The following is a 16,109-nucleotide window of genomic DNA, read 5'->3' on the forward strand; positions in this document are numbered from 1 at the left end:
GGGTGGCGGCAACGCCTTACCCGGCCATTCAGAGCAGAAAACTTATACCGCGCGGAACGCGATGTCGCCGGGAATGACTTCACCCTGCCAGTAAAGCTGCGCCGCGACGCGACCTGCCAGCTGACGATACATCTCAGCAAACTCACTTTCCGGACGGCTCACCACCGTCGGCTTCCCGCTGTCCAGATCTTCACGCAGCGTGATGTGCAGCGGCATCTGACCCAGCAGTTGAGTGTGATACTGCGCAGCCAGTTTTTCCGCACCACCGGTACCGAAGATAGGCTCCTGATGTCCGCAATTGCTGCAGATGTGCATGCTCATATTCTCAACGATACCGAGCACCGGTACTTCCACTTTTTCGAACATCACGATGCCTTTTTTAGCGTCGATCAGCGCGATATCCTGCGGCGTGGTCACCACCACCGCGCCCGTGACCGGAATGTTCTGCGCCAGCGTCAGCTGAATGTCACCGGTACCCGGCGGCATATCCAGTACCAGGTAATCCAGATCCGGCCACATCGTTTCCTGCAGCATCTGCATCAGCGCTTTACTGGCCATCGGGCCACGCCAGACCATTGCGTTATCGTCGGTAACCAGATACCCGATTGAGTTAGTTGCCAGGCCATACGCCATAATCGGTGCCATGTGGGTGCCATCCGGCGAGGTCGGACGCTGGTTTTCTGCGCCCAACATATTCGGAATGGATGGGCCGTAAATATCCGCATCCAGAATGCCGACTTTCGCGCCTTCCGCTGCCAGCGCCAGCGCCAGGTTGACTGCCGTGGAGGATTTGCCCACCCCACCCTTACCGGAGCTGACGGCGATAATGTTTTTCACGCCGTTTACGCCAGGCTGATTTTTCACGCGTTTCAGCGTGGCGATACTGTGAGTCAGCTTCCAGTCCACCGCTTTCGCGCCGGTAATGCGCAGCAGATCGGAGCTGGTTTGTTCTTTCAGCACGTCAAATGCGCTGCTCCAGGCGAACGGCATCTGCAGCTCAATGTGCAGCGTATCGTCCAGCCATGCGACATGATGCAACGCTTTCAGCGTCGTGAGATTGTGCTTCAGGGTTGGATGCTGAAAATTAGCCAGCGTCCCGGCAACCATTGCTCGTAAGGCTTCCGGTGATTTGGCCTGGGATTGAGAACTCATCCCGACTCCTTTGTAGTTGTTCTGAAAAAGACGTGTAACTACCAAGTTTACCCCAGAGGTAACAATTATTCATTTATGGATTAATGCCCTTATCACTTGGCGTAGTTATTCCCTTTCGGGTAACATCAAAAACCCTTTTCACAGTTAAAAGAAGTAATGCCTACTATGACTCAAGTCGCGAAGAAAATTCTGGTAACGTGCGCACTGCCGTACGCTAACGGCTCAATCCACCTCGGCCACATGCTGGAGCATATCCAGGCTGATGTCTGGGTCCGTTACCAGCGAATGCGCGGCCACCAGGTCAACTTCATCTGCGCGGACGATGCCCACGGCACACCGATCATGCTGAAAGCCCAGCAACTGGGTGTTTCCCCTGAACAGATGATTGCCGAAATGAGTCAGGAGCATCAGACCGATTTTGCTGGCTTTGACATCAGCTATGACAACTATCACTCCACGCACAGCGACGAGAACCGTGAGCTGTCGGAGCTTATCTACACCCGTCTGAAAGAGAACGGTTTTATTAAAAACCGCACCATCTCTCAGCTGTACGATCCGGAAAAAGGCATGTTCCTGCCGGACCGTTTCGTCAAAGGCACCTGTCCGAAGTGTAAATCTCCGGATCAGTACGGCGATAACTGCGAAGTGTGCGGCGCGACCTACAGCCCAACGGAGCTTATCGATCCGAAATCCGTGGTCTCTGGTGCCACGCCGGTGATGCGTGATTCCGAGCACTTCTTCTTTGACCTGCCATCCTTTACCGAAATGCTGCAGGCGTGGACCCGTAGCGGCGCGCTGCAGGAGCAGGTGGCGAACAAAATGCAGGAGTGGTTCGAATCCGGTCTGCAGCAGTGGGATATTTCCCGCGATGCACCGTACTTCGGTTTCGAAATCCCTGACGCCCCGGGCAAATATTTCTACGTCTGGCTGGATGCACCAATCGGTTACATGGGCTCCTTTAAGAACCTGTGCGACAAGCGTGGCGATACCGTAAGCTTTGACGAATACTGGAAGAAAGACTCTGATGCCGAGCTGTATCACTTCATCGGCAAAGACATCGTTTACTTCCATAGCCTGTTCTGGCCAGCGATGCTGGAAGGCAGCAACTTCCGTAAGCCAACTAACCTGTTCGTTCACGGTTATGTCACGGTCAACGGCGCGAAGATGTCCAAATCACGCGGTACGTTCATCAAAGCCAGCACCTGGCTGAACCACTTCGACGCAGACAGCCTGCGCTACTACTACACCGCGAAGCTCTCGTCCCGCATTGACGATATCGACCTGAACCTGGAAGATTTCGTGCAGCGCGTGAACGCAGACATCGTCAACAAAGTGGTAAACCTGGCCTCCCGTAATGCAGGCTTTATCGCTAAGCGTTTTGACGGTGTGATGGCGGCTGAACTGGCTGACCCGGCGCTGTACAAAACCTTCACCGACGCGGCGGTCACCATTGGCGAAGCGTGGGAAGCTCGCGAGTTTGGTAAAGCGGTGCGTGAAATCATGGCGCTGGCAGACCTGGCTAACCGCTATGTGGATGAGCAGGCTCCGTGGGTTGTGGCTAAACAGGAAGGCCGTGATGCCGATCTGCAGGCCATCTGCTCTATGGGCATCAACCTGTTCCGCGTGTTGATGACGTATCTGAAGCCGGTTCTGCCGCAGCTCTCAGAACGTGCTGAAGCGTTCCTGAACACCGAGCTGACCTGGGATGCTATCCAGCAGCCGCTGCTCAGCCACAAGGTGAACACCTTCAAGGCACTGTACAACCGCATCGAGATGAAACAGGTGGAAGCGCTGGTGGAAGCATCTAAAGAAGAAGTGAAAGCTGCCGCAGCACCGGTTACCGGCCCTCTGGCTGACGATCCGATTCAGGAAACCATCACCTTTGATGATTTCGCCAAAGTCGACCTGCGCGTGGCGCTGATTGAAAACGCGGAATTCGTCGATGGCTCAGACAAACTGCTGCGTCTGACCCTGGATCTGGGTGGTGAGAAACGTAACGTCTTCTCCGGTATCCGCTCTGCGTATCCTGATCCGCAGGTGCTGATTGGTCGCCACACGGTGATGGTCGCCAACCTGGCTCCACGCAAAATGCGTTTCGGTATCTCCGAAGGCATGGTGATGGCTGCAGGCCCTGGTGGGAAAGATATCTTCCTGTTAAGCCCTGATGAAGGCGCGAAACCAGGTCAGCAGGTGAAATAACAAAAAAGCCGGAGATAATCTCTAATGCCGGTTAGTTAAGCGGCACAAAGGCACTTTGTTATTTCAGTGGTATCGTTCCGTTCACTCAGACATTCCTGCTACCTGCATAATCCGCTGTGGTGAACGTGTTAAGGGGGCTATCGCGCCCCCTTAACAATCCCGTCTCCCGGCAAAGAAAATCGCCGCTGCGCGGTACCCTCAGCTTATTCCTTCCGGCTTTTCGGGGACGGGCGGAGGTAACCTCCCTGTAAAGCCGCCCTCGACGCGCATCCCTGCGCGTCGCCCCGGCCTCCAGGAAACGCTTCGGCGATTTTCAGCCGGACTCACGCTCCCTCCACCTTCTCAGTTGTCTGAATGTGGCACGGGTGTTGAGTCCCCGCTGAAATCGGCGAACCGGAGACCGGATGACAAGGGCTGGACGCCAGGGATGGCGGCCAGAGGCGAAACGAGACAGGACAAAATTGCCGGGAGCAATTTTGAACAACGCTTGCGTTGGCCCCGAAGGGGCGAGTCCCAGGGATGGGACGAGTAATCTTGAGTCGAGCCGACCGCAGGCAGCGGGTCGGGAGGTGAGCGCAGTGCGAAGCACCGATTTCTCCGCGGGGCCGCGGGGATTGACAAGGGGGCCACGGTGGCCCCCTTGTCCCGTTCACAGGTTGTGAGCGTATTATTTTCTGCGGATAGTAAGGTGAACGGAATTACCCACCATGCTTAACTGACTGATATCAGGAGATAATCTCCGGCTTTTTTTATGGCTTCGCGGCGTGTTCCCGCTGGGTCAACCCGCGCAAAAAATTACGCATAAACTGGTCGCCGCACTCGCGATAGTTTTTATGATCCGGCGCGCGCATCATGGCGGTAATTTCCGGAATCGACACACGGAATTTTTGCCCGGTCATGATCGCCAGAATATCGTCAGTCTTCAGCGAAAAGGCAATACGCAGCTTTTTCAGCACCGTGTTGTTGTTCACCCGACGCTCAAGCGCCAGCTCCGGTGCAGATTCATCTTTACCGCGCTTGTCGTAGATAAGCCCGTTCAGGAAACCAGACAGAATGATGTCCGGGCAGCGAACAAACCCCTCTTCATCTTCTTTCGTCATCCAGGTGTCGAAACCGGCAGACGTGGATTCCATATCGGAAAGCGCAAGAATGCGCACCATATCGTTATTGTTCGCTTTCAGGGTGTAGCGCAGGCTACGAAGAATGTCATTACTAAGCATGAGTGCCTTTAACTGTCGATGTTGCAATGGCGCGCAGTGTACCAGTTTTACAGCCCAATCGCCTCTTTCAAACTTTTCAGGTAGCGGCGGCTGACGGGTACCGTTTGTCCGGCACGCAACACCAGCTCGGCCTGGCCGTTATCTTCCAGACGGATCTCTTTCAGGTGTGCCATGTTCACCAGGTACTGGCGGTGGCAACGGATCAGCGGCGTACGGCTCTCCAGCGTGCGCAGCGTCAGTTCAGTAAACCCTTCGTTACCCTCAGCGCTGGTGACAAACACCCCGCTCAGGCGGCTGCTGACAAACGCCACGTCGTCCATTTGCAGAAGGTAAATCCGGCTGTGTCCGGTGCAGGGAATAAATTTCAGCGGCTGCTGGTTTTCCGGCAGGAGCGTGACATCCTGCACGGTGCGCTCCTGGCGTAAACGGGTCAGCGTTTTTTCCAGCCGTTTCTCTTCAATCGGCTTCAGCAGGTAATCGAACGCGTGTTCCTCGAAGGCTTTTACCGCGTATTCATCAAACGCCGTCAGAAACACAATGTACGGACGGTGTTCCGGGTCGAGCATCCCGACCATTTCCAGCCCACTGATACGTGGCATCTGAATATCAAGGAACAGCACGTCCGGGTGCAGTTTGTGAACGGCACCAATAGCCTCAATGGCGTTTGCACACTCCCCCACAATCTCGATATCACTCTGCTCCTGCAGCAGGACGCGCAGGTTTTCCCGTGCCAGCGGCTCATCATCCACAATCAGCACTCTCAGCATGCGTTTTCCTCCAGCGGCAGTCGTAACGTGATACGGGTAAATCGGTCTGGCTCACAGGCAACAGTGATGCCACAGTCATCACCAAAGTGGGCGCGCAGACGTTTATCCACCAGGCTCATTCCTAACCCGCCTGAAGCGGCAGGGACATAAAGCCCGGCATTGTCTTCAATATCCAGCACCAGGTGATGGTTAAACCGGCTGGCGGAAATGGTGATCACCCCGGTTCCCAGCAGTTGGGACGTGCCGTGCTTGATGGCATTTTCCACAATGGGTTGCAGGGTAAACGCCGGTAAATGCTGATATGCCAGCTCGTCAGGAACGGATAACGACACCTGTAAACGCGACTGGAATCGCGCTTTCTCAATTTGCAGGTAGGCATTAACGTGTTCAATCTCATCGGCCAGGGTGACAATTTCTGATGGCCGCTTAAGGTTCTTGCGGAAAAATGTCGACAGGAATTGCACCAGCTGCGCGGCCTGATCGCTGTCGCGGCGGATCACCGCTTTCAGCGTATTGAGCGCGTTAAACAGAAAATGCGGGTTCACCTGGGCATGCAGGAGCTTAATTTCCGACTGCGTCAGCAACGCTTTCTGGCGTTCATATTGCCCGGCGAGGATCTGCGCAGAAAGCAGCTGGGCAATCCCCTCCCCCAGCGTGCGGTTAATGGAGCTGAACAGGCGGTTTTTCGCTTCGTAGAGTTTAATGGTGCCCATTACCCGCTGGTTTTCGCCGCGCAGTGGAATGACCAGCGTCGAGCCGAGCTTGCACTGCGGGTGCAGCGAACAGCGGTAAGGGACTTCGTTACCGTCGGCATAGACCACTTCACCGGTTTCAATGGCGCGCAGGGTATACGCAGAGGAGATCGGTTTGCCCGGCAGATGGTGGTCGTCGCCGGTACCGGTAAAGGCCAGTAACCGCTCCCGGTCGGTTATCGCCACCGCGCCAATATCCAGCTCCTGATAGAGCACCTGCGCCACCTTCATGCTATTTTCTTCGTTAAAGCCCTGGCGCAGGATCCCCTCCGTTGAGGCGGCAACCTTCAGTGCTGTTGCGGAAAACGCCGAGGTGTACTTTTCGAACATGGCGCGCTTGTCGAGCAAAATACGCATAAACAGCGCCGCACCCACGGTATTCGTCACCATCATCGGGGCGGCAATGCTGCTGACCAGATGGAGTGCATCTTCAAACGGTCGGGCAATCAGCAGGATGATCGCCATCTGCGCCATTTCCGCCACAAAGGTAATTGCGCCTGCGGTGATCGGGCTGAAAACTTTATCCGGTCGACCGCGTTTGATCATGTAACTGTGAACCAGGCCACCGAGTAACCCTTCGACAATTGTCGAGATCATACAGCTGAGCGCCGTCATCCCGCCCATCGAATAGCGGTGCAGGCCACCGGTTAGCCCGACCAGCCCCCCGACGACGGGGCCACCGAGCAGGCCACCCATCACCGCACCAATGGCGCGCGTATTGGCAATTGAGTCTTCGATATGGAGACCAAAATACGTCCCCATAATGCAGAAAATAGAGAAAGTGACGTAGCAGAGCAGTTTGTGCGGCAGACGAACGGTGACCTGCATCAGCGGAATGAACAGGCGCGTTTTACTCATCAGCCAGGCAATGACCAGAAACACACACATCTGCTGAAGCAACAACAGCACCAGATTAAACTCGTACATACTCACAAACCGCACATTCTAAAAACGCGTAACATACACTGAAGGCAGTAAACTTTCTTTGAGGCACTCCAAAAAAGCTGTAAATCGTGTTCATCATCACACCTTTTATCGGGCATCGCATCAGTCGCACATTATTCGTTCAAAAAATCGTCAATCCTTCCTGGTTCGTCAAAGTGGGTCTACAGTTAAACTGGGAACGCGTGAGCCAGGGGGCGAAAATGGCGCTTTACACGATAGGTGAAGTGGCACTCCTTTGTGATATCAATCCCGTTACGCTACGAGCATGGCAACGACGGTATGGATTACTCAAACCACAGAGAACGGACGGTGGACATCGTCTTTTTCATGATGCCGATATCGACCGGATCCGCGAAATAAAAAGCTGGATCGATAACGGCGTACAGGTCGGGAAAGTGAAGTCATTGCTCAGCCATGACGATCCTGACACTCAACATATCTGGCGCGAACAACAGGAAACCCTGTTGCGGCTCCTGCAGGCAGGAAACCTGCAGCGCCTGCGGTCGTGGATCAAAGAGCAGGGACGCGACTATCCTGCGCAAACGTTGATCACCCACCTTTTCATCCCGCTCCGTCGTCGCCTGCAGTGTCCGCAATCGACGTTGCAGGCGCTGCTCAGCATACTCGACGGTGTGCTCATCAATTACATCTCCGTTTGTCTTGCCTCGGCGAGGAGCAAGAACAGCAAAGATGCACTGGTGGTCGGCTGGAACGTTCACGATACCACGCGCCTGTGGCTGGAAGCCTGGATCGCCACTCAGCAGGGCTGGCGCGTTGATGTCCTGGCACACTCGCTGGCTCAGCTGAAGCCCGAGTTGTTTGACGGCCAGACCCTGCTGGTCTGGTGCGGAGAAGTGCCGTCCGCCTCGCAGCAACAGCTGCTGACGGAATGGCGTGAGCATGGTTATCCGGTTTACCCACTAAGCCCAAATGAACCGTAACGGCATTTAATGGTTCATTAACAGCTGCGCTTCACCGTATAATTGTTCCGTTAACAACAGGAGCACATGATGAAGGCAACCAAACTGGCCGTAATTACCCTTTTTGTTCTGATGGCCGTGGGCGGTATCGGCGGCGTAATGCTGGCAGGTTATTCGTTTATTGTTCGTGGCGGTGTCGGCTGAGCCAGAGCGCCAGGCGCTCAAACATGCGATCAACCACGATTGCCGCCAGCGCAACCAGAACCGCCCCCTGCACAATGTAGGCCGTATTAAAACCGCTTAAGCCGATAATAATGGGCGTTCCCAGCGTATTGGCTCCCACCGTTGAGGCGATGGTCGCCGTCCCGATGTTAATAATGACCGACGTACGAACACCCGCGATGATCACCGGTGCCGCTAGCGGCAGCTCAACCTTAATCAGCCGCTGCCAGACGCTCATTCCCATCCCTTCAGCCACGCTCAGCACCGACGCTGGCACTGCCGCAATACCGGCCAGCGTGCCCTGCAGGATCGGCAGCACCCCATATAAAATCAGCGCAATAATGGCAGGTTGCTGACCAAACCCCATCACCGGCACCGCAATTGCCAGCACCGCCACCGGCGGAAAGGTTTGTCCGATCGCCGCAATCGTCTCCACCAGCGGGCGAAACTCCCTGCCCGATGTTCGTGTCACCGCGATACCCGCCCCAACGCCCAGCACAATGGCCATTACGCTTGAGAGCGCCACCAGCCAGGCGTGCGCCAGGGCGAGATTAACAAAACTCTCCTGCTGATACACTGGCCTCGGCAGGCCGGGAAAGAGCGTGCTAAACAATGCCGCGCTGTGTGGCATCAAAAAAAGGAGGGCAACAAAGAGCACCACCAGCCAGAACAGCGGATCACGCATTCCCTTCACGCATCACCTCCCCGGACAACAGATCGCGAAAATGAAGCGTGCCACACGGTGCGCCCCGGGCATCGGAAACGGGCAGCACCTCACACTGGCGCGCCACAAAAGCGGAAAGTGCATCCCGCAGGTTCATCTGCTCCTGTAACGGTTCACCGCTTACCGGAGCCTCCTGTCGGCGCATATAGTCACCAACGGTTCGCAGGGAGAGCAACCTGACGCCCAGCTCGCTGCGGCCAAAAAATTCGCGTACAAAGTCGTTTGCCGGGTGGGTCAACAGTTCCAGCGGCGTGCCCTGCTGCACCACCTCGCCATGATCCATCAACACCAGATGGTCAGCCAGCCGCAGCGCCTCATCAATATCGTGAGTCACCAGGATTATTGTGCGCCCCAGAATACGGTGAATGCGGGTCATTTCCGCCTGAAGCGCTCCGCGCGTGACCGGATCCAGCGCGCCAAACGGTTCATCCATCAACAACACCTGCGGGTTAGCGGCCAGCGCACGCGCCACCCCAACCCGCTGCTGTTGTCCACCGGAAAGCTGGTGCGGATAGCGGTCACGCAGCAGAGGCTCTAACCCGAGCAACGCCATCAGCTCATCAACCCTGTCAGCAATGGTTTCACGTGACCGCTTTTCCAGCTGCAGGACGGTGGCGATGTTCTGCGCCACCGTCCAGTGAGGAAACAGGCCGATGGACTGAATGGCATATCCCATGCGACGCCGCAGCTCCAGCACCGGCAGGCTGCGGATCTCTTCCCCGGCGAAGCGAATCAGGCCGCTGTCGTGTTCCACCAGCCGGTTGATCATCTTCAGGGTGGTTGATTTTCCCGACCCCGAGGTACCAATCAGCACGGAAAAAGCGCCCTCCTCGAAATGCAAATTCAGGTGGCTCACCGCCGGACGCCCCGCGAAGCTTTTACTGACATCGTGAAATTCAATCATTGTCTCTCCCCCTGAGCAACGCAAGCCATAAGGCAAACAGCGCGTCGACGACGACCGCCAGCGCAATCGTGGGAACCACGCCTAATAACACCAGATCCAGCGCGCTGCTCAACAATCCCTGAAACACCAGCGCACCAAAACCACCCGCGCCGATTAGCGCAGCGATCACCGCCATGCCAACGGTTTGCACGGCCACCACCCGCAGGCTGCGCAGCAGCAGAGGTAACGCCAGTGGCAGCTGTATCTGCCAGAAACACTGCCGCACGCTCATCCCCATTGCATGGGCGCTTTCCAGCACGTCCGGCGCGACCTGGTTTAAACCCGCCACGACGCCGCGTACCAGCGGTAACAGCGCATACAGCACCAGTGCGATCAGGGCCGGTGTTAACCCGGTTCCGGCTATCCCCATCGCTCCCAGGACGGGAAACGACTTCACCAGGCCCGCCAGCGGTGCAATCAGCAGGCCAAACAACGCAACGGAGGGTATGGTCTGGATCACATTGAGCACGGTAAACACCACACCCTGCCGTGAAGGGTGGCGATAGCACCACATGCCCAGCGGTACTCCCAGCAGTAACGCCGGAAAGAGTGTGCCGAAGAGGATGGTCAGATGTTGCGCCAGCGCATCATCAAACACCTCCTGACGGTTGGCGTATTCTTTTAACAGCGAGAGGTTATTCAGTTCGCCGCTGAACAGCAGCAATAGCGGAATACACCAGATTTGCGCATTGAGTACCCAGCGCCAGGCAGACGTCGGTATCAGACGGCGAATGGCATCGCTACAGGCCAACAGGCACAGTGCCAGCCACAGCCACAGGCCACTGCCGACAGACGTGCGCGCCAGTGGACTTTCCGCCGAGGCCATGTGTGTTGCCGCAAGCCCTGCACACCAGAACAGTACAATAAAGAACCCTTCACAGAGGAATAGCGTCAGCCACTGCGCGGTGCGTCCCTGCCAGAGCGATAGCGCGACAACCGCACCCAGCGCCGCTACCATCAGCAGCGGTGTAAACGGCCAGACCTGCCAGAGCGTACGCCCTTCCCCCGACACCAGGCGGTTAGGTGCAACATTCACAAACGGTAACGCAACCGCTGCGATGGCCACGCAGGCCAACAGCAGCAGTACGCGGTTATGACATTTTATTGGCACAGCCCTGTCCTGTTACTTCACCAGCCCTTGTTGCTTCAGGAAATCAGCCGCCACTTTTTTGGCATCCAGTCCTTCAACGGCAATGCTGGCGTTCAGCTGTTGCAGCGTTTTTTCATCCAGCTTTTCAAAGACCGGTTTTAACCATTTGGCAATATCCGGGTAGGCTTTCAGCACCGCTTCGCGCACCACCGGCGTGGGGGCATAAATCGGCTGAACGCCTTTCGGATCGGTCAGCGTTTGCAGCCCCAGTGCCGCAACCGGGCCGTCGGTGCCATAGGCCATTGCCGCATTAACCCCAGAGGTATTCTGCGCCGCTGCTTTGATGGTCACTGCCGTATCGCCGCCCGCCAGAGAGAGCAACTGAGCCTGGTCGAGCTTAAAGTTATAGGCTTTTTCAAAAGCAGGTAGCGCATCCGGACGCTCGATAAACTCAGCAGACGCCGCAAGCTTAAATTCGCCCTTCTCTTTCAGGTAGCGGCTGAGATCTTCAAGCGAGGTTAACTTACCTTTCTCCGCGATGTCTTTACGCACCGCAATAGTCCAGGTGTTGTTGGCCGGAGCTGGCGTCAGCCAGACCAGCTTGTTCTGCTCTGCATCCAGTTTTTTGACTTTTTCATATCCGGCTTTGGCATTTTTCCAGGCCGGGTCGGTTTCATCTTTGAAGAAGAACGCCCCGTTGCCGGTGTATTCCGGGTAGATATCCAGCTCGCCAGAGGTAATAGCGCCACGCACCACGGGTGTGGTGCCGAGCTGGACTTTATTGACAGTTTTGACCCCGTGGCTTTCGAGCACCTGTAAGATGATATTGCCGAGCAGCGCACCCTCGGTATCAATCTTTGAGCCCACTTTCACCGGCTCTGCCGCCTGTAACGGCAAGCTCAGCGCTGCCAGCAGCAGCGCTGAACCCATCATCCCCTTTGTCATCGTCATGCAGCTTTCCTCATTTTTTACGGCCTTTATCAGAGGCTTGAGAGAAAAGCGTAGCCTAAAAACCTGAATTCATCCTTCTTCGGGTAGGGTCAGCGGCACGCTAAGCAGGCTGGCGGCGAAGTAGAGAATGGCAATCACCCATAGCGTCCCTTCGATACCCAATGGGGCCACACAAAGCGTGACAATCACCGGCCCGACGAAATTGCTCAGCCCGGAACCCAGATTCAGGCACGAGATCGCCGCCCCTTTGTTGTGCGGCAGCAGTGAGGGGATCAGCGCACTCAGCGGGCCAAAAGCCCCCAGCCCCACGGCATATAAAGCCAGCGCCAGAAACAACATGGTTTCACTGTCGCCGAACCACACCGGGGTATAGCAGACGGCCAGCATCCCCAGCCCGCACAGCGTGCCGGAGAACCAGACCACCGTGTTTCGCCAGCCGATGGTATCGCCCAGCCAGCCAAAGAAGTAGTTCGCGAAAATATTCATCACGTTCACCAGCCCCCAGATAGCCAGCCACTGGGCGATGCTAAAGCCAAAACGCGGCAAATAAACGGGCATCAGGATCACCAGTGAAAACTTGCCGATGTCGTTGATGGTCTTCACGAGTACCGCCAGGCGCATCCTGGGTTCACGCACCAGCACCCGCAGCCCTTCAGCCAGGGCATCCCCCAGGTTGCCCTCGCGTTGCCACTGCGGGCGATCACGGTTGAGTACCAGCGCACAACCGGCCCCCAGCGCCACGAAAATAAAGCCGCTGAGCAGCGTGGTGGTTTCGCCAAACGCCGGGATCATCATGCCGGAGAACCACGGCCCGACAATGGTCATCCCCACACCAAAGGCGATCCAGAACCACGAGACGGCACGCCCAAGAATGACAGGCTCGCAGCGCTGGTTGACCCACACCAGAAATGAATAGGCAAACAGCGGATACGCCACCCCACGCAGCGCATAACTCGCCACCATCAGCGGGTAATGGCCCTGTGGCAGCGCCCACGCAATGAACGGAACCGAGCCGATAAAATAAATCACCGTCGCGGCCCACATCAGCCGCCGTAACCCCAGCACGCCTGCGCCGATACCAGAAAACCACGACACCAGCGCCACGCACAGGCCAAAAACCGATGAGAGTAAGCTGATATGCACTGCATCAAATCCGCGCTGCTGTAGCAAAGAGGCAAGCCAGCTCTGCTCAATCGTCGCGCCGGTAATAAACAGGAAAATCCCCATAAAGCCCCAGCAAAGTTCCCGGGGTAATCCCAGCCGGGCCCATACGCCCTGCTGAATAATAATGCTCTGCTCTGTCATCTCAGTGGGTCTTCAACAGGCCGCTGAACTTACGCGCCTGCATACGCTTGCGGTTGAGATAGCCGACGGTGTTTTCACCCCAGCAGTTTTCGTATGGCATGCCGGTCAGGCTTTCGATCACCGCCCGGTTTTCGGCGCTCACGGTCGCCTTACTGCCGCCCAGTTTCAGACGCGCCACCTCTTCGTTCAGGATCGCGTGCGTGCGGCTGTTCACCTTAAACTGGAAGGCAGACCAGATCCCCCACAGGGTCAGGGCAACCGGCAGGGCAATCATGATTACCAGGATCATATTGACAGCCGACTGTGGCTGCGAACTCTGCCCGGAGACGAAGCCCGACATTTGTAACGCCACCCCGACCAGGAAAATGGAGAGTGCCTGAGACGCTTTGCGCAGCAGGCTCATAAACCCGGCGAAGATCCCCTCACGACGGCTACCGGTCAGGATCTCATCCACGTCGGCCACGAAGGTGTAGTTATTCCACGGAATGGCGTAGATCCCGCCGCGCGCCAGGCCCGCAACCGCCGCACCGACATAGAGCACGCTCATACCCCCCACCCCGCTCAGGTAAGCCGAGACAAACAGCGCAAAGGCCAGCAGCGCCATTGTGGCCTGGGTAGCAAACGCACGGGACGGTGAAAAACGCAGCGTCAACCAGGTTGCAATACCAACCCCAAAGAACTGCAGGCCGTTAATCACCCCCAGCAGGTTAGAGGCCACCACCGACGAGGTCATCATTGCGAAGACCACAAAATAGGTAAATACCGAGTTGAAGATGTCCTGCGCTACAGATCCACCAAGGTACATTCCCAGATGCGAGCGGAAGGTTTTGATTTTCAGCGTCGAGACAAAATCGTAGTAGATATGGAACACGCGCGTGGTAAACGGCTCTTTTTCCTCTTCCGCGTCGTGGTGCTCGTTTTGCTGGATCTCCTCCAGCGACCGCTCCCAGGTACCGAAGTAGACGAAGAACAGCACAATCATAAACGACACGGTAAAAATCGCCCCGGTGTAGAAGAACGAATCCGACGATTCGGGGCCGAAATACGACACCAGACGCCCGGGCAGAAATGCCGCAGCAAAACCGGCCAACTGGGCAATGTACATACGCGCACTGGTGAGCTTTGAGCGCTTTTTGAAATCCGAGGTCATCTCCGCCGACAGGGTATCGTAAGGAATGATGATCATGGTGTAGACGACCTCAAACAGAATATAAAACAGCAGGTACATCCAGTAGTTAAACCCTTCCACCCACAGCAGACTGTAAACAGACACCAGCGGAATACTGGCCAGCAGGAAGAAACGGCGGCGACCAAAGCGTCGCCCGAGCCGGGTTTTATGGAAGTTATCAGAAACGTACCCAATCACCGGGCACATAATCACATCGACAATTCTTGCCACGGCAAAAAGCGACCCGGCCTGGATAGGCGTCAGGCCGCAAAACGTGGTCAGGAAAAACAGTAGCCAGGCACTGACCAGCGTAAAGGCCCCGGAACCTATCACATCTGCCAGTCCGTAACAGACATAGTTACGCAGCTTAATTTCTCGCACTTTTTTTATCATTGTTATCCCCTGAAGTGGCCGTGTTAAACCCGGATACTCTCGACATCCCAGTCCGCAGGCAGCGGCGAAGGACGTGTGATATGTAACTCATTCAGATGCAGCCCACAGATACCGCAAGCAAAGATGGCAGGTAGCCCGTGCGGGTAACGCCCGACGCCGTGCGCACGCCCTGTCTGCGGATCCACCCGGTAAGCGTTGTCCAGTCCCATGCCGGTAGGTCGTTCCGGGTTACACGGTGGGCGCACGTCGTAACAACCCTGCTCACCGGACGGGCTGTGGATCTGAGTGAAGGTCAGCCCGTTGAAAGTGATATCGCGAACCGCACCGTCAATCTCACTGTGCAGATTGATGGCCCCCTCGCCCACGCCATTCAGGCTGGAGAAGGTAACCTGACTGATATCCCCCGGCCGGACGTCCGGCGCACGATGGCGCAGAGAGATGAAAACGGGATCGGCTTTTCCCCAGTGGCACGGGTCGCCGTGGCGACAATCGAAGAGAATGTTGCCGAACACCATCTGGCTAAATGCGCCACCATCACGGGACACCAGGCCAATGCCACGGTTGGATTCAAAGATCGTGCAATTCGTCACCGCAACGTGGCGAATGTCTGCAAAGGTCTCTGTCCCGACCTTAATGGCACAGCTTTTGGAACGGATAATGCAGTTGCTGACCGTGACGTTATAGATTGGCTGCTGCAGCTCAGGGGCTTTGTCCGTCGTTTTCAGACAGATACCGTCATCAGCGGCACTGAAGTAACTGTCGCTGATATGAACGTGCTGGCAACTGTCGATATCCAGCGCATCGGTATTCGAAAGAGTGAGATCGTTGTCGACAGTGAGGTTACGGATAAAGACGTGATTACAGCTCACCAGATGGGCAGTCCACATCGGCGAGTCATACAAGGTGATGTCACTGATACGCACCTGCTCGCAGCCTTCAAATACCACCAGGCGAGGGCGATGTGTTTTCGGTTGACGATAACCCTGGGCATCGACCTGTTCGGCAAACCAGGCCGTGGCGTTACCGTCAATGCACCCCGCACCACTGAGCGTTACAGCATGTGCATCACGGGCGTAGAGCAGCGCCATACGTGAAAGCTCCGCCATACTTTGCGTTTCGGCGGTCTGGTAATCGGCTTCGTGCTGGCTGGCAAGCAGACGCGCGCCCGCTTCCAGGTGCAACGTAAAGTGAGATGGCAGTACCAGCGTCCCCGTCAGGTAGATGCCTGGCGTCACCACCAGCGTACCGCCGCCTGCACGTGCCAGCGTATCGATTAATCCCTGTAGTGTCGCCGTCACCCGCGACGCCCCGCTACGGTCAAGATCGACATTGTCTAATGAGAGTTTCATGTTGTTGCC

At 56.3% G+C, this 16,109-nt stretch carries 14 protein-coding genes; 3 read left to right on the plus strand and 11 right to left on the minus strand.

The window, feature by feature from the left end:
• Positions 1 to 42: 42 nt before the first annotated feature.
• Positions 43 to 1,152 (minus strand): iron-sulfur cluster carrier protein ApbC, encoded by a 1,110-nt coding sequence (gene apbC / locus ACHHZ6_RS02620; protein WP_182272029.1) that lies wholly within the window; start codon positions 1,150 to 1,152, stop codon positions 43 to 45.
• Between the two features lie 165 nt (positions 1,153 to 1,317).
• On the opposite strand from apbC, the gene metG reads away from it, so the two are divergent.
• Positions 1,318 to 3,351 carry a methionine--tRNA ligase gene (metG, locus tag ACHHZ6_RS02625; protein ID WP_395121691.1) on the plus strand — a complete coding sequence of 678 codons (2,034 nt, stop codon included), beginning with the start codon at positions 1,318 to 1,320 and terminating at the stop codon, positions 3,349 to 3,351.
• Between the two features lie 749 nt (positions 3,352 to 4,100).
• Here the strand turns inward: metG and ACHHZ6_RS02630 are convergent.
• Genes ACHHZ6_RS02630 through ACHHZ6_RS02640 form a run of 3 tightly spaced genes read right to left on the minus strand, consistent with a single transcriptional unit; the run spans position 4,101 to position 7,017 of the window.
• Entirely contained in the window at positions 4,101 to 4,571 is a 471-nt protein-coding gene (locus tag ACHHZ6_RS02630; RefSeq protein WP_182272031.1) for a DUF1456 family protein, read from the minus strand.
• A gap of 47 nt (positions 4,572 to 4,618) precedes the next feature.
• The gene (btsR, locus tag ACHHZ6_RS02635) at positions 4,619 to 5,338 is read right to left on the minus strand and encodes a two-component system response regulator BtsR (RefSeq protein ID WP_182272032.1); all 720 of its coding nucleotides are present in this window, start codon (positions 5,336 to 5,338) and stop codon (positions 4,619 to 4,621) included.
• Positions 5,332 to 7,017, minus strand: a complete 1,686-nt coding sequence (locus ACHHZ6_RS02640) for a sensor histidine kinase (protein ID WP_182272033.1) — start codon at positions 7,015 to 7,017, stop codon at positions 5,332 to 5,334. Before ACHHZ6_RS02640 ends, btsR begins: the two co-directional genes overlap by 7 nt.
• Positions 7,018 to 7,235: 218 nt before the next feature.
• Here ACHHZ6_RS02640 and mlrA point away from each other — a divergent pair, with 218 nt between their 5' ends.
• The gene (gene mlrA, locus ACHHZ6_RS02645; protein ID WP_395121818.1) at positions 7,236 to 7,976 is read left to right on the plus strand and encodes an HTH-type transcriptional regulator MlrA; all 741 of its coding nucleotides are present in this window, start codon (positions 7,236 to 7,238) and stop codon (positions 7,974 to 7,976) included.
• Positions 7,977 to 8,045: 69 nt separating this feature from the next.
• Complete coding sequence (locus tag ACHHZ6_RS02650; RefSeq protein ID WP_182274544.1) at positions 8,046 to 8,159, plus strand: protein YohO; 114 nt, start codon at positions 8,046 to 8,048, stop codon at positions 8,157 to 8,159.
• Here the strand turns inward: ACHHZ6_RS02650 and ACHHZ6_RS02655 are convergent.
• The 7 genes from ACHHZ6_RS02655 to ACHHZ6_RS02685 all read right to left on the minus strand — a co-directional run bounded on the left by ACHHZ6_RS02655 (position 8,134) and on the right by ACHHZ6_RS02685 (position 16,100).
• Positions 8,134 to 8,871 carry an ABC transporter permease gene (locus ACHHZ6_RS02655; protein ID WP_395121692.1) on the minus strand — a complete coding sequence of 246 codons (738 nt, stop codon included), beginning with the start codon at positions 8,869 to 8,871 and terminating at the stop codon, positions 8,134 to 8,136. The genes ACHHZ6_RS02650 and ACHHZ6_RS02655 overlap by 26 nt on opposite strands.
• Positions 8,855 to 9,805, minus strand: coding sequence for an ABC transporter ATP-binding protein (locus ACHHZ6_RS02660; protein ID WP_182918673.1), 951 nt, complete (start codon positions 9,803 to 9,805; stop codon positions 8,855 to 8,857). The genes ACHHZ6_RS02655 and ACHHZ6_RS02660 overlap by 17 nt, the downstream gene beginning before the upstream one ends.
• Complete coding sequence (locus ACHHZ6_RS02665) at positions 9,798 to 10,955, minus strand: ABC transporter permease (protein ID WP_395121693.1); 1,158 nt, start codon at positions 10,953 to 10,955, stop codon at positions 9,798 to 9,800. The genes ACHHZ6_RS02660 and ACHHZ6_RS02665 overlap by 8 nt, the downstream gene beginning before the upstream one ends.
• Before the next feature lie 12 nt (positions 10,956 to 10,967).
• Positions 10,968 to 11,885: an ABC transporter substrate-binding protein gene (locus ACHHZ6_RS02670; RefSeq protein ID WP_395121694.1), complete on the minus strand. Its 918-nt coding sequence runs from the start codon at positions 11,883 to 11,885 to the stop codon at positions 10,968 to 10,970.
• A 69-nt stretch (positions 11,886 to 11,954) separates the two neighbouring features.
• Entirely contained in the window at positions 11,955 to 13,190 is a 1,236-nt protein-coding gene (locus ACHHZ6_RS02675) for an MFS transporter (RefSeq protein WP_395121695.1), read from the minus strand.
• Between the two features lies 1 nt (position 13,191).
• Positions 13,192 to 14,751, minus strand: coding sequence for an MFS transporter (locus ACHHZ6_RS02680; RefSeq protein ID WP_182272037.1), 1,560 nt, complete (start codon positions 14,749 to 14,751; stop codon positions 13,192 to 13,194).
• A 23-nt stretch (positions 14,752 to 14,774) separates the two neighbouring features.
• Positions 14,775 to 16,100, minus strand: a complete 1,326-nt coding sequence (locus ACHHZ6_RS02685) for a glycoside hydrolase family 28 protein (protein ID WP_395121696.1) — start codon at positions 16,098 to 16,100, stop codon at positions 14,775 to 14,777.
• Between the last annotated feature and the right edge of the window lie 9 nt (positions 16,101 to 16,109).

This window comes from Enterobacter cloacae complex sp. 2024EL-00214 (assembly GCF_043945575.1).
Taxonomy (GTDB): Bacteria; Pseudomonadota; Gammaproteobacteria; order Enterobacterales; family Enterobacteriaceae; genus Enterobacter; species Enterobacter cloacae_P.

Coding starts and splice junctions, on each gene's coding strand:
- mlrA (WP_395121818.1), top strand. CDS start 7,236: ATGGCGCTTTACACGATAGGTGAAGTGGCACTCCTTTGTGATATCAAT.
- metG (WP_395121691.1), top strand. CDS start 1,318: ATGACTCAAGTCGCGAAGAAAATTCTGGTAACGTGCGCACTGCCGTAC.
- ACHHZ6_RS02680 (WP_182272037.1), bottom strand. CDS start 14,751: ATGATAAAAAAAGTGCGAGAAATTAAGCTGCGTAACTATGTCTGTTAC.
- ACHHZ6_RS02685 (WP_395121696.1), bottom strand. CDS start 16,100: ATGAAACTCTCATTAGACAATGTCGATCTTGACCGTAGCGGGGCGTCG.
- ACHHZ6_RS02630 (WP_182272031.1), bottom strand. CDS start 4,571: ATGCTTAGTAATGACATTCTTCGTAGCCTGCGCTACACCCTGAAAGCG.
- ACHHZ6_RS02675 (WP_395121695.1), bottom strand. CDS start 13,190: ATGACAGAGCAGAGCATTATTATTCAGCAGGGCGTATGGGCCCGGCTG.
- ACHHZ6_RS02640 (WP_182272033.1), bottom strand. CDS start 7,017: ATGTACGAGTTTAATCTGGTGCTGTTGTTGCTTCAGCAGATGTGTGTG.
- btsR (WP_182272032.1), bottom strand. CDS start 5,338: ATGCTGAGAGTGCTGATTGTGGATGATGAGCCGCTGGCACGGGAAAAC.
- ACHHZ6_RS02660 (WP_182918673.1), bottom strand. CDS start 9,805: ATGATTGAATTTCACGATGTCAGTAAAAGCTTCGCGGGGCGTCCGGCG.
- ACHHZ6_RS02650 (WP_182274544.1), top strand. CDS start 8,046: ATGAAGGCAACCAAACTGGCCGTAATTACCCTTTTTGTTCTGATGGCC.
- apbC (WP_182272029.1), bottom strand. CDS start 1,152: ATGAGTTCTCAATCCCAGGCCAAATCACCGGAAGCCTTACGAGCAATG.
- ACHHZ6_RS02670 (WP_395121694.1), bottom strand. CDS start 11,885: ATGACGATGACAAAGGGGATGATGGGTTCAGCGCTGCTGCTGGCAGCG.